At 59.7% G+C, this 22,409-nt stretch carries 22 protein-coding genes; 16 read left to right on the forward strand and 6 right to left on the reverse strand.

Going from position 1 to position 22,409, the window contains the following annotated elements:
- Window positions 1-82 precede the first annotated feature (82 nt).
- Window positions 83-2,767, reverse strand: a complete 2,685-nt coding sequence (locus SJY32_RS04410; RefSeq protein ID WP_376872056.1) for an ATP-binding protein — start codon at window positions 2,765-2,767, stop codon at window positions 83-85.
- Between the two features lie 300 nt (window positions 2,768-3,067).
- A complete protein-coding gene (locus tag SJY32_RS04415) occupies window positions 3,068-3,604 on the reverse strand; it encodes a molybdopterin-dependent oxidoreductase (protein WP_376872059.1) in 537 nt (178 codons plus the stop codon).
- 287 nt (window positions 3,605-3,891) lie between these two features.
- Between SJY32_RS04415 and SJY32_RS04420 the strand changes: the two genes are divergently transcribed.
- On the forward strand, window positions 3,892-4,506 hold the full coding sequence (locus SJY32_RS04420; RefSeq protein ID WP_376872062.1) for a response regulator transcription factor: 615 nt from the start codon (window positions 3,892-3,894) through the stop codon (window positions 4,504-4,506).
- A gap of 36 nt (window positions 4,507-4,542) precedes the next feature.
- Here SJY32_RS04420 and moaA read toward each other — a convergent pair whose 3' ends face one another.
- Entirely contained in the window at window positions 4,543-5,559 is a 1,017-nt protein-coding gene (gene moaA, locus SJY32_RS04425) for a GTP 3',8-cyclase MoaA (RefSeq protein ID WP_376872065.1), read from the reverse strand.
- A gap of 127 nt (window positions 5,560-5,686) precedes the next feature.
- On the opposite strand from moaA, the gene SJY32_RS04430 reads away from it, so the two are divergent.
- Window positions 5,687-6,157 carry a hypothetical protein gene (locus SJY32_RS04430; RefSeq protein WP_376872068.1) on the forward strand — a complete coding sequence of 157 codons (471 nt, stop codon included), beginning with the start codon at window positions 5,687-5,689 and terminating at the stop codon, window positions 6,155-6,157.
- Between the two features lie 68 nt (window positions 6,158-6,225).
- On the opposite strand, the gene SJY32_RS04435 is transcribed toward SJY32_RS04430, so the two are convergent.
- From SJY32_RS04435 to glmU, 3 genes are read right to left on the reverse strand one after another with little or no spacing between them, the layout of a single operon-like run.
- Entirely contained in the window at window positions 6,226-7,164 is a 939-nt protein-coding gene (locus SJY32_RS04435) for a DNA alkylation repair protein (protein WP_376872071.1), read from the reverse strand.
- Window positions 7,161-8,984 carry a glutamine--fructose-6-phosphate transaminase (isomerizing) gene (gene glmS, locus SJY32_RS04440; protein WP_376872074.1) on the reverse strand — a complete coding sequence of 608 codons (1,824 nt, stop codon included), beginning with the start codon at window positions 8,982-8,984 and terminating at the stop codon, window positions 7,161-7,163. Before glmS ends, SJY32_RS04435 begins: the two co-directional genes overlap by 4 nt.
- A gap of 12 nt (window positions 8,985-8,996) precedes the next feature.
- Complete coding sequence (glmU, locus tag SJY32_RS04445) at window positions 8,997-10,340, reverse strand: bifunctional UDP-N-acetylglucosamine diphosphorylase/glucosamine-1-phosphate N-acetyltransferase GlmU (protein ID WP_376872076.1); 1,344 nt, start codon at window positions 10,338-10,340, stop codon at window positions 8,997-8,999.
- A 116-nt stretch (window positions 10,341-10,456) separates the two neighbouring features.
- On the opposite strand from glmU, the gene SJY32_RS04450 reads away from it, so the two are divergent.
- The 14 genes from SJY32_RS04450 to nuoH all read left to right on the forward strand — a co-directional run bounded on the left by SJY32_RS04450 (window position 10,457) and on the right by nuoH (window position 22,409).
- Window positions 10,457-11,146: an HAD-IA family hydrolase gene (locus SJY32_RS04450; RefSeq protein WP_376872079.1), complete on the forward strand. Its 690-nt coding sequence runs from the start codon at window positions 10,457-10,459 to the stop codon at window positions 11,144-11,146.
- Window positions 11,147-11,225: 79 nt separating this feature from the next.
- Entirely contained in the window at window positions 11,226-11,546 is a 321-nt protein-coding gene (locus SJY32_RS04455; protein ID WP_376872082.1) for a hypothetical protein, read from the forward strand.
- Window positions 11,547-12,078: 532 nt separating this feature from the next.
- Complete coding sequence (locus SJY32_RS04460; RefSeq protein WP_376872085.1) at window positions 12,079-12,444, forward strand: NADH-quinone oxidoreductase subunit A; 366 nt, start codon at window positions 12,079-12,081, stop codon at window positions 12,442-12,444.
- Window positions 12,444-12,968, forward strand: a complete 525-nt coding sequence (locus SJY32_RS04465) for a NuoB/complex I 20 kDa subunit family protein (RefSeq protein ID WP_376877576.1) — start codon at window positions 12,444-12,446, stop codon at window positions 12,966-12,968. Before SJY32_RS04460 ends, SJY32_RS04465 begins: the two co-directional genes overlap by 1 nt.
- Before the next feature lie 9 nt (window positions 12,969-12,977).
- Entirely contained in the window at window positions 12,978-13,583 is a 606-nt protein-coding gene (locus SJY32_RS04470; protein ID WP_376872088.1) for an NADH-quinone oxidoreductase subunit C, read from the forward strand.
- A 179-nt stretch (window positions 13,584-13,762) separates the two neighbouring features.
- Complete coding sequence (locus SJY32_RS04475) at window positions 13,763-14,971, forward strand: NADH-quinone oxidoreductase subunit D (protein WP_376872091.1); 1,209 nt, start codon at window positions 13,763-13,765, stop codon at window positions 14,969-14,971.
- Window positions 14,971-16,212 carry an NADH-quinone oxidoreductase subunit E gene (locus SJY32_RS04480; RefSeq protein WP_376872094.1) on the forward strand — a complete coding sequence of 414 codons (1,242 nt, stop codon included), beginning with the start codon at window positions 14,971-14,973 and terminating at the stop codon, window positions 16,210-16,212. Before SJY32_RS04475 ends, SJY32_RS04480 begins: the two co-directional genes overlap by 1 nt.
- A 32-nt stretch (window positions 16,213-16,244) precedes the next feature.
- A complete protein-coding gene (locus tag SJY32_RS04485) occupies window positions 16,245-17,000 on the forward strand; it encodes a hypothetical protein (protein ID WP_376872097.1) in 756 nt (251 codons plus the stop codon).
- 14 nt (window positions 17,001-17,014) lie between these two features.
- A complete protein-coding gene (locus SJY32_RS04490; protein WP_376872100.1) occupies window positions 17,015-17,272 on the forward strand; it encodes a DUF5337 family protein in 258 nt (85 codons plus the stop codon).
- A 10-nt stretch (window positions 17,273-17,282) separates the two neighbouring features.
- Complete coding sequence (gene nuoF / locus SJY32_RS04495) at window positions 17,283-18,578, forward strand: NADH-quinone oxidoreductase subunit NuoF (RefSeq protein WP_376872103.1); 1,296 nt, start codon at window positions 17,283-17,285, stop codon at window positions 18,576-18,578.
- A gap of 2 nt (window positions 18,579-18,580) precedes the next feature.
- The gene (locus tag SJY32_RS04500; protein ID WP_376872105.1) at window positions 18,581-18,859 is read left to right on the forward strand and encodes a hypothetical protein; all 279 of its coding nucleotides are present in this window, start codon (window positions 18,581-18,583) and stop codon (window positions 18,857-18,859) included.
- 61 nt (window positions 18,860-18,920) lie between these two features.
- The gene (nuoG, locus tag SJY32_RS04505; RefSeq protein ID WP_376872107.1) at window positions 18,921-20,930 is read left to right on the forward strand and encodes an NADH-quinone oxidoreductase subunit NuoG; all 2,010 of its coding nucleotides are present in this window, start codon (window positions 18,921-18,923) and stop codon (window positions 20,928-20,930) included.
- 3 nt (window positions 20,931-20,933) lie between these two features.
- Window positions 20,934-21,344 (forward strand): hypothetical protein, encoded by a 411-nt coding sequence (locus SJY32_RS04510; protein WP_376872110.1) that lies wholly within the window; start codon window positions 20,934-20,936, stop codon window positions 21,342-21,344.
- A 27-nt stretch (window positions 21,345-21,371) separates the two neighbouring features.
- Window positions 21,372-22,409, forward strand: coding sequence for an NADH-quinone oxidoreductase subunit NuoH (nuoH, locus tag SJY32_RS04515; RefSeq protein WP_376872113.1), 1,038 nt, complete (start codon window positions 21,372-21,374; stop codon window positions 22,407-22,409).

Here is a 22,409-nt window from a genome sequence, read left to right on the forward strand (position 1 = left end):
CGCTAATAAAACCTATACTAAAGGTTAGGTTTTTACGGCGATGGCGGATAAAATCGGAGATTGGGCCGGTTTGGCGGGCGGATCAGACCTCTGCGAAGAGTGCGGGTTTGGTTTCTTCCCAGATCCCGGGCAACGCATCAATCGCTTCGAACATTGTGCTATCTTGATCCGCACGGGCGGCGCGTTCCACTGCGATCAACCCGGCACGAAGCTTCACCGCCCCGAGGGCCGCAGCACTCCCCGCGATTTTGTGCGCGCGGGCTGCGATTTCCTCCGTTTCAAGCGTCTCGTCGTCGTGCAACTGGGTCAGGACGGTCTCGATCTCGGCACAATGACGATTGAGCAGGGACTTGAGCATCTCTGCGCCCAGAACATCGCGAAGCTCGTCAATATGGGTGCTGTTGATGATGTCGGGCCGCTTCGGTGCTGCGGGTTGATCTGCGGGCGCGGCGGCTGGCGCGGCCTCTTCACGCACTACGAAGGTGTCGATCACCTGCGTCAGCCCAGCGCGCATCAGGGGCTTGGTTAAGATGTCGTTCATCCCATCCTGAAGATACGCTTTGCGCTCCTCCGCCATCGCATTCGCGGTCAGCGCAATGATCGGCGTCGTCGCGTTGAGCCCTGCGCTCGCGCGGATCGCGCGAGTTGCGGTACGCCCGTCCATCACCGGCATCGAGATATCCATCAAAATAAGGTCAAACCGCCGCGTCTGGGTAATGTCCACAGCCTCTTGCCCGTTGTGGACTTCGGTCACGGTATGGCCGCAAGCGCGCAGCATCTCGCGCGCCACAACACGGTTGATACTGTTGTCCTCGACAACAAGTATGTCACGCGACGGGCCTGCGGGGGTCTGTGGCTGTTGGCGGACCACGCGAATATCGTCATTCGCGTCTTCAGTTTTGGCCAGTGATGGATCTTCGCGCAAGACCATGCTGGAATCGCGCGGCGCAACGGCTTGCGGGATTTCATGATCAGGCACCGGCTCGATCGGAAAGCGCAGGGTAAAGCGGCTGCCTTCTCCCACCTTGCTTTCAACGTCCACCGTGCCACCCAAGGCCATGATGAATCGTTTCGCAATCCCAAGACCAAGGCCGGTTCCGCCAACGCTGCGATCATAGGCGCTGTTTCCGGTGGTGAAATCGTCGAAGATGCGTGATTGCAGATCCGCATCCATCCCGATCCCTGTATCCGTCACGGTAATCCACATCTGCGGAATCGGATTAGGCTGTGCCTCATCCGCAGGTGTTACACCCACCTCGACACGCACCGCGCCGTCGCGGGTGAATTTGACTGCGTTCCCGACGATATTCATCAAGATATGCTGCATGCGATCGTGATCGGCATTGATCCACGGTGTTGGCTCGCCAACCCAGCCCCACGACAGAACCGTCTGGTTCGTCGCCGCCATGCCGCCCTGATTATCTACGATATCTTGGATTAAAAGCCCGATATCCATCGGCTCGGGTCGGATCAGAAGCTTGCCCGCATCATATTTGGTGAGGTCCAGAACATCCGTAATATGGCGTAGCAACAGGCGGCCAGAGGTATTCATGTGCTTGATATAGCGAGCCTGACGTGGCGTGAGGTCCGTATCCTCCAACAAGGCCAAGCTGCCCATCAGGCCGTTGAGCGGCGTGCGGATCTCATGGCTCATGGTCGCAAGGAAGTCGGTCTTTGCTTTCTCCCCCGCCAAGGCACGGTCACGGGCATGGACGAGTTCTTCCTCTGCGCGCACCCGCACCGAAATGTCGCGCAGAAATGCGATGAAAATCTCACCATCGGCTGTCTCTGCCGACTGGATCGCAAATTCGCTCGGGAACAGCTCGCCATTCGCGCGCATCGATTCGAGTCTCACGCGGCCTTTGCCGACGATCTGCCGCGCGCCGCCGCGCCGCATCCGTTCCATGCCCGCACGGTGGGCGGCACGTAGGTGATCGGGAATGAGCAAAGCGCCAAGATCCTGACCGATGGCCTCTTTTGCGGTGTAGCCAAAAATTTGTTCGGCGGCGGCATTGAACGTCAGGATTTGCCCCATCCGGTCGCTCACGATCACCGCGTCCAAGGCCGTGTCAGTGATCGTTTTCATCCGTTCGCTCGCCTCGATGACCTCGGCGCGCCGCTGGATATTCTGGCGGTTCAGCGTCGCGAGGTAAATTGCCAAGGTGAACATCGTGATCAGCAGAAACGCGACGCCCGCCGCAAGCTGAAAGAGCGTCACGGAGATCGCATTGCGCCGCTCGTCGGCCACTTGCGCGAAGAATGTCAGGCCGGTGTGTGCCAGGTTTCGAATGCTCGGACGAAGTTTTTCGGCACTGGCCGCAAGGTCGGGCAGGGCGACGTTCATGATGTCATCGCTGGCATCGATGACAGTCACGCTGCGTTCGAGGAAGTTTTGGATCGTGAGGAGATCGGCACTGAACCCACGCGTGGCGCGTAGGGGGCGGTAGACGGTGGACTTGTCGAGCGTGTCGATGCGGCTATAGAAAACGTCGAAACCGCGACGGACCTCCGCCAAAATCTCGGGGCGCAGCTCTGGCGACGCGGCGATCAAATCGGGCGCTTGGGCGACAAAGGCCGAGAATTCGAGAAAGTCGACCTCTGCCTGCGCCAGCGACCACTGAACATTGTCGGTATTTGCGGTATTGAGCTGTCGCATCTGGCCCGCAACGTTATAGGCCAAGACGGCAATCGCGATAAAACCGATCACGCCAACAAGAGCGGACAGAATGATCTTCATGCCCAAGGTGTTTTTCAATCGCGCCGGCATCTAAACTTCCTTGGCTGCTATCCGCGTCACTTTTATGACTTGCTTTCGGGCGCAGCGAAACCTTCGATTTGGATCTCTCCAAACCCTAATGAGATCACTCGCAAGTTGTTAGCGGATAAGAGCTTAAACGAAGATAAAGGTCTTCGGCTTTTGTGTCTCAGCGCGTGATTTCGTCGCGTCAGCATGGGGATGAAAGAGGCGACGAGCGGGGTATCAGCGGTGAAAGCATCCCAAAAACGGCTTGATCAGGCACGCAGACACATACCGTGCAAACGGTAGATCGGCGGCCGCGCGGCACTGTCAGTCTCGCGCGTCGATCCGGTCAAGTTGCCAGATGCTGCGGGAATAGATGACTTCGGACCGGAAGGCCGGCTCTGAATCATAAGGATAGACGATCCAAAGCGGACCTTTATCACGCAGAGACATTGTCTTGCCATCCATCCGGTAGGCCAATGTCGCGCCACCCTTCTCGATCTCGGAGACCGGGATATCGATGCCGTAATCGTTGACGGCGGTCGCATGGAGGGTTTCGCCTTCAACACCAAGGATATCGATCAGGTCTTTGAGGGCAACGCCTTGGAATGTGTGTGTGCCTTCTGTCCAGACAGTCGTGGTCTCGAACTCGACCATCGGCAGCGCTTCGAGCATGGCGAGGTCAAAAACAGCGGCGTTCTCGGCATTGGTGCTTTTGATATTCCCCGTAACGGTCAGCAAAATGGGACCTTCCGGCGCGGAAAGCTCTTGCGCGGTGACCGCAGATGCTGAGGGGAAGCCTACCCAGAGAACGACGCCAACACTGGCAACACACAAAACAGATAGGAACGATTTACTAAACACTAACCTGACGTCCTTCTCTAGGTGCTGATAGGTATCGCATAACCTTGTAAAAATCGCGAACGGGCAGAGGTAGGACGCCTCTATCCTGACGGGTAGGTAATATCGCCGTAGCCCTTGCGGCGTCCGGTCGGGGGAATAAACGGCGCGTATCGGTCGACATAGGGGCGAAAGTGGAGAACCGTAGCAGTTTCGTGCCATTAACGTGAATTCCGAGCGGTAAATGTAGCTTTTCACGTGCATCGTCTCTCGGTTCCAGCTAGCAATTGGGGAAGAACAGGGAGAGTGCGATGCGCGTATTGATTGCTGATGACCATGAACTTTTGCGCGATACATTAACAATGTTTTTGCAAGCCCAAGAGGGAATCGAGGCCGTCACCACCGCGGATCTGGAAGAAGCCTGCGCCGCCATCGACACTCAGCCGAAATTCGACCTTGTCCTGCTCGACTTGAATATGCCCGGCATGCACGGGCTTGACGGGCTCAAGCGCGCCTTGGCGTTGAACGGCGGCCAGCGCGTCGCGCTTTTGTCGGGGGAGGCCACCCGTGATGTGGTGGAACAGGCGCTTGAACTGGGGGCGGCCGGCTTCGTGCCCAAGACGCTTTCGGCAAAATCGATGGTCAATGCCGTGAAATTCATGGCGATGGGCGAGATTTACGCCCCGCTCGATTTTATGACGGCACCCGATACGACGCCGGTGCATCCGCTTGCCGAGACTCTCTCGACGCGGGAGTTGCAGATGTTGGAGGGGTTGACCGAAGGAAAGGCCAATAAAGAGATCGCGCGCGATCTCGATATCAGCGAGCCGACGGTGAAACTGCATATGAAAACGCTCTACCGCAAATTGGGCGCTGCGAACCGGACGCAAGCGGCGTTGATCGCGCGGGAGGCGGGGCTGTTCTAAAGAGCGAGGCCGCGGCCGGTTGGGCCGCGAGGGCGCTCACCCTCCCGTGTGGCTCATGTGGCGGGCAACTTGTCCGCCAACGCCGCGCGTATAATCAAAATCATGGCCCTTGGGTTTGCGATCAATCGCGCCGCGGATGGCCTCGATAAGGGCTGTGTCCTCGTCGCTGGCGCGCAGCGGGGCGCGTAGATCCGCGCGATCGTTCTGGCCAAGGCAGGTGTAAATCTCGCCGGTGCAGGTGACGCGGACGCGGTTACAGCTTTCACAGAAATTATGCGTCAGCGGGGTGATGAACCCGATCCGTTGCCCCGTTTGAGAGATCCGGACGTAGCGCGCCGGCCCGCCCGTGTTATCGGGGAGATCTTGCAGGGTGAAGCGGTCGGCCAGGCGCGCGCGCAGATCTTGAAGCGGCCAATACTGGCCAAGTCGGGCCTGTTCATCCATCTCGCCCATCGGCATGACCTCGATGAATGTCAGGTCGTGCCCCTCGTCGCCGCACCATTTCACCAAGTCGAACAGCTCGTCCTCGTTGAACCCCTTGATGGCAACGGTATTGATTTTAACCTTCAATCCGGCGGCGGTTGCCGCTCTAATCCCTTCAAGCACCTGCGGCAGGCGCCCCCAACGGGTGATCTCGGCAAATTTCTCGGGGTTGAGCGTATCCATCGACACATTAATCCGCTTCATCCCGAAGGCCGCGAGATCAGGCGCGAACCGCGCAAGTTGCGAGCCGTTGGTGGTCAGGGTTAATTCTTTGAGCGCACCGCTGTCGAGATGCCGCGTCATCGCGCGAAAGAACGTGTCGATCCCGCGCCGCACCAGTGGCTCGCCGCCGGTGATCCGCAGCTTTTGAACGCCCAACCCGATGAACGCCGAACACATCCTATCCAACTCCTCAAGGCTCAAAAGATCCTTTTTGGGGAGGAACTGCATATGTTCGGACATGCAATACGTGCAGCGGAAATCGCAACGATCCGTGACCGACACGCGCAGGTAGGTGATCGCGCGGGCGAAAGGATCGATGAGGGGGGCATGTTTGGGTGCGACGGTCATTGGGGGAAGGTAGGGCGCGGGGGCGCAAGTGGCAAGAGCCCGCGCATCGGGGGGAGGAACCGCGTTGATGGCGGGGGCAGGGCGCGTTAGGCTAGCGGTGCACGGCAATGGCTTGAAGGAGTTGAGGATGCGTAAAGTTTTGATCTCGGCGGTGATGGTCGGGGCGCTCTCCGCTTGCGGGCACATGCCCTTTGGCGCAAAGGAAAGCGGCTCTGTGCAGATGCAGGATGCTGCCTCCGTGAGCGCGCAGGCGTCGGTCGCGCCGCGCCCGAAACCAGCCGCACAGACGCCGGATGCGTTTGACACAACCACCCAAGAGCAGCGCGCAGCCGCCACCGCCAAGCCCGCAGGCGGCGAAAGCAAGCTCGGCACGACCGTGGCCTCACTGGGCGATCCGACCGATCCCGGGTTCTGGATTTCAACCTCGCTCGTCTCGACCCCCGCAAAGGGCCGCGTTGAACATCCGGCGACGGGGAAATCTGTGCAGGTCGATCTCATTCCCGCCAACGAAGGCGGCAGCAGGCTGTCCTTGCCAGCGATGCGTCTTTTGGGCGTCTCGTTGACGGATTTGCCCGAGGTCGTCGTCTACAAATCTTGACTCGCGTGACGCATGTCGCCGCTACGGTTTAAAAAAGCCCCGATCAAAAGATCGGGGCTTTTTGTTGATCAGCCTTTCGGCGTGTCGCTGGCGTCTTGGGTGGGCGCGATCTGATCGCCCTCCACCTGATCCTCAGTGCCGTCCATCTCGTCATCAAGCTCGTCTTCAAGCGGTTGTGGCAAAAGCTTGCCCGCCTCGATCCGCGCGAATTTCTTGATGGAGCGGCCATGCTCGTTGAGCCAAAGCTGAACGCGCTCCGGATCGCGCTTCGACAATTCGCGCAGCCAAGTCGCGATTGCCTTTTGGATGAACCAGCTCCGGTCATCCGCAAGGATCACCATCCAGTTCATCACGCGCTCACGGATTTGGGTGTCCGCCTCGGAGGGGTTGCGCTGTTTGGTCCATGGCAAGGTCATGACCAAGGTCGCACGGCGCGCCCACATATTCTCATCGTAAATCCAAGCCTCAACCTCATCAAGGCGCGACGGATCCGCGACCAAGCGGCGGTCGCCTGCCTTGCAGACGGCATCGGCAATGGCCCACGCATCAAACAGCGGCACCCAAGACGCGATCAGATCCCATGCTTCGCCATCCGGGCGCAGGCGCGCTTGGGTGAGGAGCTTGGCCGAAGCCACCATGGCCTCATGGATATCCGACGCCCACAGATCGCGCGCCAAGGCCACGCGCGCTGCGGCATCATCGCCCGCTTGCGCGCGCCACAGCGTAACCAGATCGTCGATCAGAGGCACAGAAACGCCCAGATAGCGGCGCTCTGCCTTGTGATAGGCGGCCGCCTCAACGGCCTTTTCAGGATCTGCTGAGGCTTCGAGCATCTCGATGGCCTCGGCACCCGTCGGCAGGGCGCCCAGTGCGGAGGGATCGGACGCTTCCGCATCCGCATCATAAAATTCGTAATCTGCTTCCGACGCCGCAAAGGCCTCGGCCTCGGCTGCGAGGCGGGCTTCTTCTTCCGGAGGAAGCTTCGGGGCTTTAGGGGGACGTGTCATTCAACGGTTACCGATTTTGCAAGGTTGCGGGGTTGGTCCACATCGGTGCCTTTGGCAACGGCGGTGTGGTAGGCGATCAGTTGCGCGGGAAGCGCGTATAAAATAGGGGCGAAAGGCTCAGCGATTTCCGGCATTCGGATTTGCGCCCAAGTGCCGTCTCCCGCCTCTGCAAGGCCCTGCGCGTCGGAGACAAGCAAAACCTGCCCGTGCCGCGCCATGACTTCTTGCATATTCGAGACGGTCTTTTCAAACAAGCGGTCACGCGGCGCAAAGACGATGACGGGGACGGTGCGGTCAATCAAGGCAATGGGCCCGTGCTTGAGTTCACCCGATGCATAACCTTCGGCGTGGATGTAGCTGATTTCTTTCAGCTTTAATGCCCCTTCCATCGCGATAGGGAACAAGGGGCCGCGCCCCAAGAACAACACATCTTGCGCCTCGGCCAGTTTTTCGGCCAGTTTTTCGATCACGCCATCTGTCGCGAGACCGGCATTCATCAATCCCGGCAAGGAGCGCAGCGTGGCAATATGGCCTTGCAACTGCGCGTCCGAGAGGTGCCCGCGATCAACACCGGCCTTGAGCGCCATCACCGCCAAGGTGAGAAGCTGACAGGTGAAGGCCTTCGTCGAGGCCACGCCGACCTCGATCCCCGCGAGAATTGGCAAGGTGAGGGAGGCTTCGCGCGCCATCGACGAGGTTGGCACATTGACCACCGCAACGGTTTTCTCAACCCGCTCCTGACAATAGCGCAGCGCGGCGAGCGTATCTGCCGTCTCGCCGGATTGGCTGACGAAAATCGCCCATGATTTCGCGGGCATCGGCGGCTCACGGTAGCGGAATTCGGACGCCACATCTATCTCGCAGGGCAGGCCCGCGAGGCTCTCAAACCAGTATTTCGCGACCGCGCAGGCGTAATAGGCTGTGCCGCAGGCCACCAAGGTCAGACGGTCAAGCCCTGTAAAATCGACCTCTGCGGGAAGGTTGAGACCAGACTCGCCCAGATAGTGGCGCAGCGCATCGCCCAAGACGGCGGGCTGTTCGGCCACTTCCTTCGCCATGAAATGCTTATAGCCGGCCTTCTCGACCTGCACGGTGCTGATGTCGATTTGCGCGGCATCGCGGTTTACGCGGCGACCCGCCAGATCGAAAATCTCGGCGCCCGCGCGGGTGACGAAAGCGTAGTCGCCTTCTTCAAGATAGGTCACGCGGTTGGTCATCGGCGCCAGCGCAATCGCATCCGAGCCGACAAACATCTCGCCATTGCCGTGGCCGATGGCCAAGGGCGAGCCCTTGCGCGCAGCGATCATCAAATCTTCCTCGCCCTCAAACAGCCACAAAAGCGCGAATGCGCCCTCCAAGCGTTGCAAGGTCGCCGCCGCCGCCGCGCGCGGAGGCAGGCCGCTGTCAAGAAGCACGCGCGTCAGCATCGCCACCGTCTCGGTATCCGTGGCGGATTCCGGCAAAAGCCCAGAGGCGGCCAATTCTTCGCGCAGTTCGCGGAAATTCTCGATGATCCCGTTATGCACCACAGCGACAGGGCCGGAACGATGGGGGTGGGCGTTGACTTCCGTCGCGGCGCCGTGCGTGGCCCAACGGGTATGGCCAATGCCCGACTTGCCCGCGAGCGGCTCATGCACCAGACGATCCGAGAGGTTCACCAGCTTGCCGACCGCGCGGCGACGATCCAGCTTTCCGCCCGCCGACCCGTTGACCGTGGCGATCCCCGCGGAATCGTATCCGCGATATTCCAGCCGCTTGAGGCTCTCGACCAAAAGCGGCGCAACTTCGTTATTTCCCAAAACGCCAATAATGCCGCACATATTTCAATCCCCTCAGGAGTTGGCCTTGCGGGCCTTCTGGGCACGCAGCATCTCGAAAAGTTTGGTTGCCAACCCTTGCTTGACCACCTGTTTTGCCCGACCCAGCGCCAAAGCCTCGTCGGGCACGTCTTGCGTGATCACCGAACCGGAGCCCGTCATCGCATCGTTGCCCACCGAAACCGGCGCCACCAGCATCGTATCCGATCCGATGAAGGCGCGTTTCCCGATGGTCGTGCGGTGTTTCATGACGCCATCATAGTTGCAAGTGATCGTGCCCGCACCGATATTCGTGTGCTCCCCGATATCCGCATCGCCAATATAGGTCAGATGACCGACTTTGACGCCCTCGTCCAAGATCGCATTTTTGATTTCGACGAAATTGCCCACGTGGACATCCTCCGCCAACTCCGCGCCCGGGCGCAGGCGTGCAAAGGGCCCGACCGTGGCGCCGCGCGAGATATGACAGCCCTCGAGATGGCAAAACGCCATGATCTCCGCGCCGGTTTCCACCGTGACCGCCGGCCCGAACACAACATTCGGCCCAACAACGCAATCTGCGCCCAAATAGGTATCAAGCGCAAAGAAAACGGTCTCGGGCGCGGTGAGGGTGACGCCATTCTCGATCGCCTCGGCGCGCATGCGCGCTTGGAACGCAGCCTCCGCCTGTGCCAATTCCTTGCGCGAATTGATGCCAAGCGTCTCGCTCTCGTGACAGGTTACCACCTCAGCCGCCATGCCATTGGCGCGCGCAATCTCGACGAGATCCGTGAGGTAGAATTCCTCGGCGGCATTGTCGTTATCAATCACCGGCAGGAGTTCGCGCAGCGTTGCCGCCTCGGCACAGATCACGCCGGAGTTGCAAAGCGTGATTTCCGCTTCCTCATCGGTGGCATCTTTAAACTCGACGATCTTTTCCAGCGCCGTTCCATGCGCAACCAGACGCCCGTAACGGCCCGGATCGGCGGCCTCGAACCCGAGCACAACCACATCCGCAGGCGAGTCGATCATGTTCTCCAAGGTTTCCGTACGGATAAAGGGAGTGTCGCCGTATAGCACGATCACGCGGCCCTCGAACCCTTCGAGCTCGGGCAGGGCCTGCAAGACGGCATGTGCTGTGCCAAGTTGCTCCTCTTGCAAGACAACCCGCGCATCCGGATTGATCTTGCCCACTGCGGCGCGCACCTGATCCGCGCCGTGGCCGGCGACAATGATCACTTCCTCGGGCTCCAGCCCCTGTCCCGATGACATCGCATGCGCGATAAGCGGTGCCGCACCGAGGCGATGCAAAACCTTCGGCAGGTCCGAATTCATACGCGTGCCTTTGCCCGCGGCGAGTATAACAAGTGCAATAGCCATAGGGAGAGCCCTTTTCTTCTGTTATCGTGCGTTTTACCCATTGGGGGCTTGGCCGCAAGGGCAAGCCGTTCACGGTTTGTGAACAGTTGTGACAGCGCAGGGCCGAAAGGGACCATATGACGACTGAACTGGAGGGCGGGCTACGGACCGTCGTTTTCGATCTCGATGGCACTCTGGCCGATACATCCGCCGATCTGATTGCGGCGGCGAATGCGTGTTTTATCGACCGTGGCTTGGGGCCGATCTTGCACGCCGAGCAAGATGCGCTGATTGCGTTTCACGGGGGGCGGGCGATGTTGCGCGCGGGCTACAGCCGTATTGAGGCGCCTGATCTCGATGCGCTGGTGGAGGCCGATTATGCCGTATTGTTGCGCCATTATGCCGAGAATATTGACGTGTTTACAAGGGTTTATCCGGGTGTTTTTACCGCGCTCGAAGCGTTGAAAGCCGCCGGATATGCGCTGTCGATTTGCACCAATAAACCGGAGGGTCTGGCGCAGGCTCTCACGGGGCGCTTGGGGCTACGGCATCATTTCGGTGCGCTCATCGGGGCGGATACCTTACCAACCCGCAAACCCGACGCCGCGCCGTATATCGCCGCGGTTGAGGCGGTCGGGGGCACGGTCGCGCGCTCGATTTTGATTGGTGACACGAAGACAGACCGCGAAACGGCACGGGCCTGCGGTGTTGCAAGTGTTCTGGTGACGTTTGGCCCGTCGGGACGCGCTATCGAGCGGCTCGAGCCGGAAGCGTTGCTGGATCACTACGATGATTTGCCCGCACTCGCGGCGCGGCTTTTGGCCTAACATCGGGGGCGGCGAGGGCGCGGGATCACGCGAGGACCTGCGTCACGGGGCGATGCGAGCGCGCAAGGAGGAGCGAATAATGTCAAGTGAGACACACCGACGGCGGATTTGCCCGCATTGCTCGACCGCATTGCCCGAAGATGCGGAGATCTGCGCAATTTGCGGGCAGGTGTTAGGTCCGGTGGAAGCGCCAATCCCGATGGTGCGGCCAAAAGCAATTTTGCGCCGCGCTCTGGATTTCGCTCTCACATTGCTCGTCGTGTTCTTTGTGGCGATGGCGTTGCAACATTACTACCTTTCGATCGTCGCAGAAGGGGCGCATGGGGAGGCGGACGCCGCCGCTCACGGGCTCCCCGGTCCTGATGCGGCGGGGAAGGGGGCGAAGGACCCGTCTCCTTAGCGTGCCTTTAGCGAACAACTATTGCCGCGCAGGAGGGAATCACCGCTCCGCGTGGAGGCCCGCCTGCGCGACCGCCAAGCGGGCGCGGTGAGGTGTTGCGGGCCGATTTCTCAGGCCGATAGGCAAATTCGCAACAAACCAACGTTGGGCGGAAGGCACCCCCACCGAAGTGAACGCGGCAGTGTTCGATCCGCGGGCATCAATTCGCGGCGCCGTTTGCGTCAACGTGCCCGCGCCCAAAAACGAGCGCCTTGTTGCCGAACGCCCAATTTTTCTCGTCCGCCCGTTGATTTAGTGTGGCCTCTTTCCGTGTCCGCGCCGCCTGCCGCGCCCGCCCACTAAGGGACTTGCGGCAAATTGTCCGCGCCGGAAGCGCCCTCTTTGACTGATTTTCATATGCAATTGCCTGCAATCTCTCTCGAAAACGGTGAGAATCCCGCTCACGCTTGGTTGACCGCGTAGGCGCACAGGTCTAAACGGAGGCTAGCCGGAACACGCGCGGAGCAATTGCCGCGACATGAGGGAGCCAACAGTGCAACAGCTGCTGCAAGAATACCTTCCCATCCTCATTTTTCTCGCCATGGCCACAGCGCTCGCGCTGATCCTGATCGTAGCGGCATTGGTGCTTGCGCACCGGAGCCCTGATCCGGAAAAGCTTTCGGCCTATGAATGCGGGTTCAACGCCTTTGACGATGCGCGCATGAAATTCGACGTGCGCTTCTATCTCGTCTCGATCTTGTTCATCATCTTCGATCTCGAAGTCGCCTTCCTGTTCCCATGGGCAGTGGCCTTCGGTGGTTTGTCGATGGTGGCGTTCTGGTCGATGATGGTCTTCCTCGGCGTATTGACCGTGGGCTTTGCCTACGAATGGAAGAAAGGGGCGCTGGAATGGGCGTGATGACTGGGGGAAATACCGCTGGCGCGGATCGCGAAGTCGCGACTCAGGCGCTGAATGCGGAATTGCAGGATAAGGGCTTCTTGCTGACCTCGACCGAGGACGTAATCAACTGGGCGCGCAACGGATCGCTGCACTGGATGACCTTCGGTCTGGCCTGCTGCGCGGTTGAGATGATGCATACTTCGATGCCGCGCTATGATCTCGAACGTTTCGGGACGGCGCCGCGTGCGTCCCCGCGTCAGTCTGATCTCATGATCGTCGCAGGCACGTTGACCAATAAGATGGCGCCTGCGCTGCGTAAGGTTTATGACCAGATGCCAGAGCCGCGCTATGTGATCTCGATGGGGTCCTGCGCGAATGGCGGTGGGTACTACCATTACAGCTATTCCGTGGTGCGTGGCTGCGACCGGATCGTTCCTGTCGATATCTACGTTCCGGGCTGCCCGCCGAGCGCCGAGGCGCTGCTTTACGGCATCATGCAGTTGCAACGCAAAATCCGCCGTACCGGCACGCTGGTTCGTTGAGGAGTGATTATGACTGACGCCCTTCAAGATCTCGCCGCCCATATCGAAGCAAAGCGCCCGTCGGATGTGATTTCGACCGATATCGCGTTTGGTGAATTGACGGTGACGATTTCGCTCAGCTCCGCGCCCGAGTTCATCGAATTCCTGCGCGACGATGAGAGCTGCAAGTTTTCGACCGTCGTTGACATCACCGCGATCGATTGGCCACAGCGGCCAGCGCGGTTCGATATGGTTTGGATGTTCCTCTCGATGTATCGCAACCAGCGCATTCGTGTGAAAGCTGCGGTGCGGGAAGACGAGATGGTGCCATCGCTCGTTGATGTGCACCCCTCCGCGAATTGGTTCGAACGCGAGATCTTCGATATGTTCGGGATCTTGTTTACCGGACATCCGGATCTGCGCCGTATTCTGACCGACTACGGGTTCCGTGGCTATCCGCTGCGGAAGGATTTCCCGACGACTGGTTACGTTGAGATGCGCTATGACGAAGTGCTCAAGCGTTGCGTCTACGAGCCGGTAAAGCTGACGCAAGATTACCGTCAGTTCGATTTCCTCTCGCCATGGGAAGGCGCGCAATACGTGCTTCCGGGCGACGAGAAGCCTGCTGCGAAGTAGGTGTGATTGAAGGCGGGGGCCGTTTGGGCCCCTTTGCCGCATCCTGCGGCGCAGGAAAGTCAGGCCGCTCGCGGCTATATGGTTGAAGGTCGACCCAAGCTGGATGGTGCGGGTGAGTGGCTTGAGAATTGGTCTTCGCGTCGGGCTTGGCCGGACGTTTTGAAGGAAAGAGGTCTGAGATGGACGGCAGCTTTGATGATGCTCTGACGGGCGAGCAAAAGATCCGTAACTTCAACATCAACTTCGGGCCGCAACACCCCGCGGCCCACGGCGTTTTGCGCATGGTTTTGGAACTCGACGGCGAAATCGTCGAGCGCGCCGATCCGCATATCGGCCTGCTGCACCGCGGCACCGAGAAGTTGATGGAAAGCCGCACCTATCTGCAAAACCTGCCTTATTTCGACCGCCTCGATTACGTGGCGCCGATGAACCAAGAGCATGCTTGGTGTCTGGCGATTGAAAAGCTCACCGGCACCATCGTGCCGCGCCGCGGTCAGCTGATCCGCGTGCTTTTCTCCGAGATTGGTCGCGTGTTGAACCACCTCTTGAACGTCACCACGCAGGCGATGGACGTGGGCGCGCTCACCCCGCCGCTGTGGGGCTTTGAAGAACGTGAAAAGCTGATGATCTTCTACGAGCGGGCGTGCGGTGCGCGGTTGCACGCGGCGTATTTCCGTCCCGGCGGTGTGCATCAGGATCTGCCCGATGCGTTGCTCGACGATATGGAAGAATGGGCCGCCCATTTCCCGAAAGTTCTCGACGATATCGATGGCTTGTTGACGGAAAACCGTGTTTTCAAGCAGCGTAACGCCGATATCTGCATCATCACCGAGGAAGATATCCTCAAATGGGGCTATTCCGGCGTCATGGTGCGTGGCTCGGGCCTCGCATGGGATTTGCGCCGCTCGCAGCCCTATGAGTGCTATGACGAGTTCGACTTCCAGATCCCTGTCGGCAAGAATGGCGATTGCTACGATCGTTACCTCTGCCGGATGCAAGAGATGCGCGAGTCGACATCGATCATCCGTCAGGCGATCGCAAAGCTGCGCGTTGAAGGCGGCGACGTTCTGGCACGTGGCAAGATCACACCGCCCAAGCGTGGCGAGATGAAAACCTCGATGGAAGCGCTCATCCATCACTTCAAGCTTTACACAGAGGGCTTCAAAGTGCCCGCAGGCGAAGTCTATGCCGCCGTGGAAGCGCCCAAGGGCGAATTCGGCGTCTACCTCGTCTCGGACGGCACCAATAAGCCCTACCGTTCGAAGATCCGCGCCCCCGGCTATTTGCATTTGCAGTCGATGGATGCGGTCTCGAAAGGCCACCAACTTGCGGATGTTGCCGCTATTATCGGCACGATGGACGTCGTGTTTGGGGAGATTGACCGCTAATGCTTCGCCGTCTGCATTCCGAACAACCTGAAAGCTTCGCTTTCACGCCTGCAAACTATGAATGGGCGCAGGGCCAGATCACAAAATATCCCGCGGGGCGTCAGCAATCCGCGATCATTCCGTTGCTGTTCCGCGCGCAAGAGCAAGAAGGGTGGCTGAGCCGCCCTGCCATCGAGCATGTCGCGGATCTGTTGGGCATGCCCTACATCCGCGCGCTCGAAGTCGCGACCTTCTATTTCATGTTCCAGCTTGCGCCGGTTGGCGCGGTTGCGCATATCCAGATTTGCGGCACGACCTCGTGCATGATCTGTGGCGCAGAAGACCTGATGAAGGTCTGCAAGGAAAAGATCGCAGCACAGCCCCACCAGATCTCCGCCGATGGCAAGCTATCGTGGGAAGAGGTTGAGTGCTTGGGCGCGTGCACGAACGCTCCGATGGCGGCGATTGGGAAAGATTACTTCGAAGATCTCACAACCGAGAGCTTCGCTGATCTGCTCGACGAGCTGACCGCCGGCAAAACGCCAGTTCCGGGGCCGCGCAATGGTCGCTTCTCCTCCGAGCCGAAATCGGGCCTGACCTCGTTGCAAGTCGACGCGCCGCATACCCAATATAACGGCACAGCGCAGCTTTCGGTGGATCTGCAAGACGGGATCAAGCGGATTGAGGGCACCGAAGTCGCCTTCCGCACCCCTTGGACGCAGGGCGCTAATCACGCCGCCGCGCAAGGCGCGATGAATCCGAACACTGCCAAGCTCGGTGGGTTCGCTTCGGCTGCTCCACCTGCGGACGCTCCTGCGGTTGAGACTGCTGCGTCCAAACCCTCCGAAAACGCCCCTGTCGATGCGACTGGGGTAAGCGTTCAAGAGGCGCAAGCGACCTCAAAAGCCAAGCCGGTCAGCAAGGCTGATCCGGTGGACGCAGGCGCTGCGGACGTCGTTGCGACGGACGCGGACAAGCCCGCCACCTTGGCCGCGGCACGTGACGGCAAAGCGGATGATTTGAAGCTCATCAAAGGCGTCGGCCCCAAGCTGGAAGACCTTTTGAACACGCTCGGCTTCTATCACTTCGACCAAATCGCCGCATGGAAGGCGAATGAATTGGCGTGGGTCGATCAGAACCTCGAAGGGTTCAAAGGTCGCGCGACACGCGACGAGTGGGTTGATCAAGCGCGCGAGCTTGCGACAGGTGCGGAGACGGAGTTTTCCGCGCGTGCTAAGAAAGACGGGATTTACGGCGAATAAGTGAGTGGAACAGTAGCGTAAGGAGTTTTGGAATGCCTGAACTGAACGAATGCAAGAAAACGTGTTGGAAAATCGGCGCGGCGGCGGGTGTTGTCGTTGCGGCTTGGTTGCTAATCGTCAGCCATATCGGCTTTTTTGCAGCGATCTTTTTGGGCTTCCTAACCTTCGGTATGTTCGGCGCGTTCTTGAACTGGGCGTTTTGTGAATTGGCTATGGCGGTGGAAGCGGCGCCTGCTGAGGGTGTAATGCCGGTCGCGGCAAGCGCCGCTGCCGGGGTCGCTCCTGCGGCGGCGCCGGTTTCACCTCCGGCGGCTGCGATGAATGCAAGCGTGGCCGTGGCAGAAAAGCCCGAAGTCGCGCCAACACCGGTTGCGGCCTCGACGCCTATCGCGGCATCGCCCGAAGTCGCGACGCCCGCACCCGTTACGGCGCCCGCATCCGTTACGGCGCCTGTGGCGGAGGTTGCCGCGGTTCCGGCTGCGGCGTCTGATGAGGGCGACGAGGCAGTGAAGCCGAAAGGTCTGAAGGCACCGCGCCGCGGAAATGCCGATGATCTGAAGCTGATTGAGGGGATCGGCCCGAAACTGGAGGAGCGCCTGAATGAATGGGGCATCTTCCATTACGACCAGATCGCCGCTTGGGGGCCTGCGGAGGTCGCCTACGCGGATAACAATGTTCCGCGCTTTAAAGGCCGCGCGACCCGCGATAAATGGGTGGCGCAAGCAAATCTGATCGTTTCCGAGGGCATTGATGTTTTCTTGGAACGCGCAAAAACGAATGACTACTGAGTGATTGAGTGAAAATGGCATCTCTACCCGATCAGAGCAAACTGCAAGCCGAGGGCCGCAAAGTGGCCATCGTTCTTGCGGCTGCGGCTTTGATTTGGGTCGGGGCGCAGGCTTTGATCGCGGCGCTGGGGCTTGAACAGCGCTTTTTGATCTTGGCCGATCTTGCGGCGGGAGCCGCGTTCATTTGGGCGCTTGTCGTGACATGGCGCATATCGCGTCAAAGCAAACGGCGGCGTAATGCCGGTTCGGCCCCTAACGGCCGGGATAATTGAGGGAATTCACATGCTGAAAGATCAAGATCGGATCTTTACCAACCTTTACGGGATGCATGACCGCTCCTTGGCTGGCGCCCGCGCGCGCGGCCATTGGGACGGCACGGCCAATATCCTCAAGAACGGCCGTGACTGGATCGTTGAGCAAGTGAAGGCCTCGGGCCTGCGCGGGCGCGGCGGTGCTGGTTTCCCGACCGGCCTGAAATGGTCGTTCATGCCCAAGGAATCGGACGGTCGTCCGTCCTATCTCGTCGTCAACGCCGATGAATCCGAGCCGGGCACCTGCAAAGACCGTGAGATCATGCGTCATGATCCTCATACGCTGGTCGAGGGCTGCTTGATTGCGGGCTTCGCGATGGGCGCGGTCGCCGCGTATATCTACATTCGGGGTGAGTATATCCGCGAGAAGGAAGTGCTTCAGGCGGCGATCGACGAGGCTTATGATGCTGGCTTGATCGGTAAAAACGCCTGCGGGTCGGGCTATGACTTCGATATTTACCTGCACCACGGGGCAGGGGCCTACATCTGCGGCGAAGAAACCGCATTGATTGAGAGCCTTGAGGGCAAGAAGGGGATGCCGCGGATGAAGCCGCCGTTCCCTGCGGGCTCGGGGCTTTATGGCTGCCCGTCCACGGTGAACAATGTGGAATCGCTGGCCGTTGTGCCGACGATCCTGCGGCGCGGGGCGGATTGGTTTGCGGGCTTTGGCCGCCCGAACAATGCGGGCACCAAGCTTTTTGGCATCTCTGGCCACGTGAACAACCCTTGCGTTGTTGAGGAAGCCATGTCGATCCCGCTGCGTGAGCTGCTCGATCGTCACTGCGGCGGTGTGCGCGGCGGTTGGGGCAACCTGAAGGCGGTTATTCCGGGCGGCTCGTCGGTTCCGATGCTGACGGCAGAACAGTGCAACGACGCGATCATGGATTTCGACTGGCTGCGCGAACAACGCTCCGGCCTTGGCACGGCGGCGGTGATCGTGATGGATCAGAACACCGATGTCATCAAGGCGATCTGGCGTCTCTCGAAATTCTACAAGCACGAGAGCTGCGGCCAATGCACCCCTTGCCGTGAAGGCACGGGCTGGATGATGCGCGTGATGGATCGTCTGGTGCGCGGGGAGGCAGAGATCGAGGAGATCGATATGCTTCTGTCCGTGACCAAACAAGTCGAAGGCCACACCATTTGCGCGCTTGGCGATGCGGCGGCTTGGCCGATCCAGGGTCTCGTTCGTCACTTCCGCGAGGAGATTGAGGACCGGATCAAGGCGCGCAAGTCGGGCCGAATGGGCGCGATGGCGGCGGAGTGACTATGATGAACCCGATCCTTCCCCTCGGTTTCGCGACACTGGCTCTTTCGGCCTGTGTCGGGTTTTCCCCTGGGAACACGATCTATCCGGTGGCTGAGGGCTACGGTGTCGATTTCGAGGGCCGCGGTGTCGTGGTCACGCGAGAGGGTCGCGGTTTTGATTATTCTGAAGGGTTAGAGGCCCGCCGCGTTGCGGATAATTTCTGCCGCGGTCAGGTGAACTCCTCCACCCGCGATAATTTCAGGGATGGCGCATGGCGCTTCCCGCAGGGTTGCGCATGAGCACCCTGACCCAAATTCAACGCGCGGCTCCCCGCGCCCGAGCGAAGTGACGGATCGAGACATGTCAAATACGCGCAACATCATCATCGACGGCCATGAGGTCGAAGTAGATCCGAATCTCACGCTGATTCAGGCGTGCGAGCAGGCTGGCATCGAAGTGCCGCGGTTTTGCTATCACGAGCGGTTGTCCATCGCGGGCAACTGCCGCATGTGCCTCGTCGAAGTCGTAGGCGGCCCGCCCAAACCAACGGCGTCTTGCGCGATGCAGGTCAAGGATCTGCGCCCCGGTCCGGACGGCGCCCCGAGCGTTATCAAGACGAACTCACCGATGGTGAAGAAAGCACGCGAAGGCGTGATGGAATTCTTGTTGATCAACCACCCGCTCGATTGCCCAATTTGCGATCAGGGCGGTGAGTGCGATTTGCAAGACCAAGCAATGGCTTACGGTGTGGACTTCTCGCGGTATCGCGAGCCCAAGCGCGCCTCCGAAAATCTCGATCTCGGGCCGCTTGTATCGACCGCAATGACGCGCTGCATTTCGTGCACACGCTGCGTCCGCTTTACCTCTGAGGTCGCGGGCATCACGCAAATGGGTCAGACAGGGCGCGGCGAAGATAGCGAGATCACCAGCTATCTGAATGAGACGCTCAATTCCAACTTGCAGGGCAATATCATCGATCTCTGCCCCGTTGGGGCGCTGACGTCGAAACCCTACGCATTCACTGCGCGCCCTTGGGAATTGACCAAGACCGAAACCATCGACGTGATGGACGCGTTGGGATCGAACATCCGCGTCGACGTGAAGGGCCGCGAAGTGATGCGCATTTTGCCGCGCAATCATGACGGCGTGAATGAGGAATGGATTTCCGACAAGACCCGTTTCGTCTGGGACGGTCTGCGCCGCCAGCGTCTCGACACGCCTTACATCCGCGAGAATGGTAAGCTGCGCAAAGCCGGTTGGGGCGAGGCACTCGCTGCCGCTTCGGCGGCGATGAAGGGTAAGAAGGTTCTCGGGCTCGTGGGTGATCTCGCGCCTGTGGAAGCTGCTTTCTCGCTCAAGACCCTTGTTGAAGGGCTCGGCGGCACGGTTGAATGCCGCACCGACGGCGCGCGTCTGCCGATTGGGAACCGGTCGGCCTATGTCGGCAATGCGACGATCGAAGATATTGATACCGCATCCGAATTTGTTCTGATCGGCACCAACCTGCGCAACGAGTTGCCCGTTCTCAATGCACGCGTGCGCCGTGCTTGGATCAATGGCGCGAAAGTGTCACTGATCGGGGAAGCGTGCGATCTGACGTATGATGTTGAGCATCTCGGAACCGACCGCGCGGCGTTGGCGAAAGCCACGGCGGGCGAGGGTGCGATGATCATCGTTGGTCAAGCGGCGCTATCGGAGGCCGATGGCGAGGCAGTCTTGGCACATGCGATGGCACTGGCCGAGAAATCGGGCGGCAAGATGCTTGTCCTACATACGGCGGCCAGCCGTGTGGGCGCGATGGATATTGGTGCCGTGACCGAGGGCGGGCTTCTGGCTGCTGTGCAAGGGGTTGAGGTGATTTACAATCTCGGCGCGGATGAGGTTGAAATCCAACCTGCGTCCGAGGGTGGTCCGTTTGTGATCTACCAAGGATCGCACGGCGATCGCGGCGCAAATCGCGCCGACATCATCTTGCCCGCGGCGGCCTACACCGAAGAAAACGGTCTGTTCGTGAACACGGAAGGTCGTCCGCAACTTGCGATGCGCGCCGGTTTTGCGCCGGGCGAGGCGAAGGAAAACTGGGCGATTTTGCGCGCTTTGTCGGCCGAATTGGGTGCGACTTTGCCGTGGGATAGCTTGGCGGTGTTGCGTCAGGCTTTGGTGGCGGCGGTGCCACATCTCGCACAGATCGATGTGGTTGCCGACAATGGTTGGACGCCGGTCGCTCCGCGCGATATGGGCGCAGCGACGTTCCGCACTGCGGTGAAAGACTTCTATCTTACCAATCCGATCGCGCGCGCGTCGGCCTTGATGGCGGAATGTTCGGCCTTGGCGAAATCGCGCGATGCTGCGCCTTTGGCGGCGGAGTAACCTATGTCTTTGACCCCGCTCTTTGTTCATGCGACGGCCGGCGCCTTGTGCGTCGGGCTTGCCGCATGCGCGCAGGCGGGGCCGGACGCCGGACGGCCAGTTTATCGCGGCGTCGAGACGCGGCTTTTGGATGGCGATCTGGTGAATTTTCACGCTGCTCTGACCGGTTCGGGCGAGGCGGCAACGGATGAAGCGGCAGCGGTGGAATATTCCACCTGCGCCGCAGCGCAATATGCGGTGATCCGCGGATACGGTTTTGCGCGCCATGTGCGCACAACCACGGAACTGAACGGTGGCGTCTGGCGGGCAGATGCAGTTTACACCATCTCGCCCGCACTGCCGAGCGGACTACGGACCATTGACGCGGAAGTGACAGTGGCCGATTGCGCGGAGCGGGGAATTCCCACGGTTTGAAACGATAGGGCGGTCTGAGGGACAAAAATGGCAGAGTTTTTTGCAACACCACTGGGGGCGATCCTCCTGATCCTTATTCAGGGTCTGGGCGTCATTGCTTTCGTGATGATTTCGCTCCTGTTCTTGGTTTACGGGGACCGTAAAATCTGGGCAGCCGTTCAAATGCGGCGCGGCCCGAACGTGGTTGGCCCGTGGGGCATCCTGCAATCGGTTGCGGATGCGCTGAAATATGTTCTCAAAGAGATTGTTGTTCCGGCGGGTGCGGATAAATTCGTCTTCTTCTTGGCGCCTGTCACGTCGATGGTGCTGGCGATCCTTGCTTGGGCCGTTATCCCGTTCAATGACGGATGGGTGCTGTCGGATATCAACGTGGCGATCTTGTTCGTCTTCGCGGTGTCCTCGCTGGAGGTTTACGGCGTGATCATGGGGGGCTGGGCGTCGAACTCCAAATATCCGTTCCTCGGCTCGCTGCGCTCCGCAGCACAGATGATTTCTTATGAGGTCTCGTTGGGCCTGATCATCGTCGGTATCATCATTTCAACCGGCTCGATGAACTTCGGCGATATCGTCCGCGCGCAAGATGGTGATTTTGGTTTGCTGAACTGGTACTGGCTGCCGCATTTGCCGATGGTCGTGCTGTTCTTCATCTCGGCATTGGCAGAAACCAACCGCCCGCCCTTCGATCTTCCCGAGGCGGAATCCGAACTCGTTGCGGGCTATCAGGTTGAGTATTCGTCCACGCCGTTCCTGCTGTTCATGGCGGGTGAGTATATCGCGATCTTCTTGATGTGCGCCCTCATTTCCTTGTTGTTCTTTGGTGGCTGGCTCTCGCCAATCCCGGGCCTGCCGGACGGTGTGTTCTGGATGGTTCTCAAAATGGCGTTCTTCTTCTGGATGTTCGCGATGGTGAAGGCGATCACCCCGCGGTATCGCTACGACCAATTGATGCGGATTGGCTGGAAAGTGTTCCTGCCGCTTTCGCTCGGCTGGGTTGTTCTGATCTCGTTCCTTGCAAAATTCGAAGTGTTCGGCGGCTTCTGGGCACGCTGGGCAATGGGGGCATAA

It is taken from the genome of Albirhodobacter sp. R86504, assembly GCF_042466415.1.
Taxonomy (GTDB): Bacteria; Pseudomonadota; Alphaproteobacteria; order Rhodobacterales; family Rhodobacteraceae; genus Albirhodobacter.

Coding starts and splice junctions, on each gene's coding strand:
- SJY32_RS04450 (WP_376872079.1), top strand. CDS start 10,457: ATGACGACTGAACTGGAGGGCGGGCTACGGACCGTCGTTTTCGATCTC.
- SJY32_RS04490 (WP_376872100.1), top strand. CDS start 17,015: ATGGCATCTCTACCCGATCAGAGCAAACTGCAAGCCGAGGGCCGCAAA.
- SJY32_RS04470 (WP_376872088.1), top strand. CDS start 12,978: ATGACTGACGCCCTTCAAGATCTCGCCGCCCATATCGAAGCAAAGCGC.
- nuoH (WP_376872113.1), top strand. CDS start 21,372: ATGGCAGAGTTTTTTGCAACACCACTGGGGGCGATCCTCCTGATCCTT.
- nuoG (WP_376872107.1), top strand. CDS start 18,921: ATGTCAAATACGCGCAACATCATCATCGACGGCCATGAGGTCGAAGTA.
- SJY32_RS04455 (WP_376872082.1), top strand. CDS start 11,226: ATGTCAAGTGAGACACACCGACGGCGGATTTGCCCGCATTGCTCGACC.
- SJY32_RS04510 (WP_376872110.1), top strand. CDS start 20,934: ATGTCTTTGACCCCGCTCTTTGTTCATGCGACGGCCGGCGCCTTGTGC.
- SJY32_RS04465 (WP_376877576.1), top strand. CDS start 12,444: ATGACTGGGGGAAATACCGCTGGCGCGGATCGCGAAGTCGCGACTCAG.
- SJY32_RS04420 (WP_376872062.1), top strand. CDS start 3,892: ATGCGCGTATTGATTGCTGATGACCATGAACTTTTGCGCGATACATTA.
- moaA (WP_376872065.1), bottom strand. CDS start 5,559: ATGACCGTCGCACCCAAACATGCCCCCCTCATCGATCCTTTCGCCCGC.
- SJY32_RS04475 (WP_376872091.1), top strand. CDS start 13,763: ATGGACGGCAGCTTTGATGATGCTCTGACGGGCGAGCAAAAGATCCGT.
- glmS (WP_376872074.1), bottom strand. CDS start 8,984: ATGTGCGGCATTATTGGCGTTTTGGGAAATAACGAAGTTGCGCCGCTT.
- nuoF (WP_376872103.1), top strand. CDS start 17,283: ATGCTGAAAGATCAAGATCGGATCTTTACCAACCTTTACGGGATGCAT.
- SJY32_RS04410 (WP_376872056.1), bottom strand. CDS start 2,767: ATGCCGGCGCGATTGAAAAACACCTTGGGCATGAAGATCATTCTGTCC.
- SJY32_RS04480 (WP_376872094.1), top strand. CDS start 14,971: ATGCTTCGCCGTCTGCATTCCGAACAACCTGAAAGCTTCGCTTTCACG.
- SJY32_RS04435 (WP_376872071.1), bottom strand. CDS start 7,164: ATGACACGTCCCCCTAAAGCCCCGAAGCTTCCTCCGGAAGAAGAAGCC.
- SJY32_RS04485 (WP_376872097.1), top strand. CDS start 16,245: ATGCCTGAACTGAACGAATGCAAGAAAACGTGTTGGAAAATCGGCGCG.
- SJY32_RS04430 (WP_376872068.1), top strand. CDS start 5,687: ATGCGTAAAGTTTTGATCTCGGCGGTGATGGTCGGGGCGCTCTCCGCT.
- glmU (WP_376872076.1), bottom strand. CDS start 10,340: ATGGCTATTGCACTTGTTATACTCGCCGCGGGCAAAGGCACGCGTATG.
- SJY32_RS04500 (WP_376872105.1), top strand. CDS start 18,581: ATGATGAACCCGATCCTTCCCCTCGGTTTCGCGACACTGGCTCTTTCG.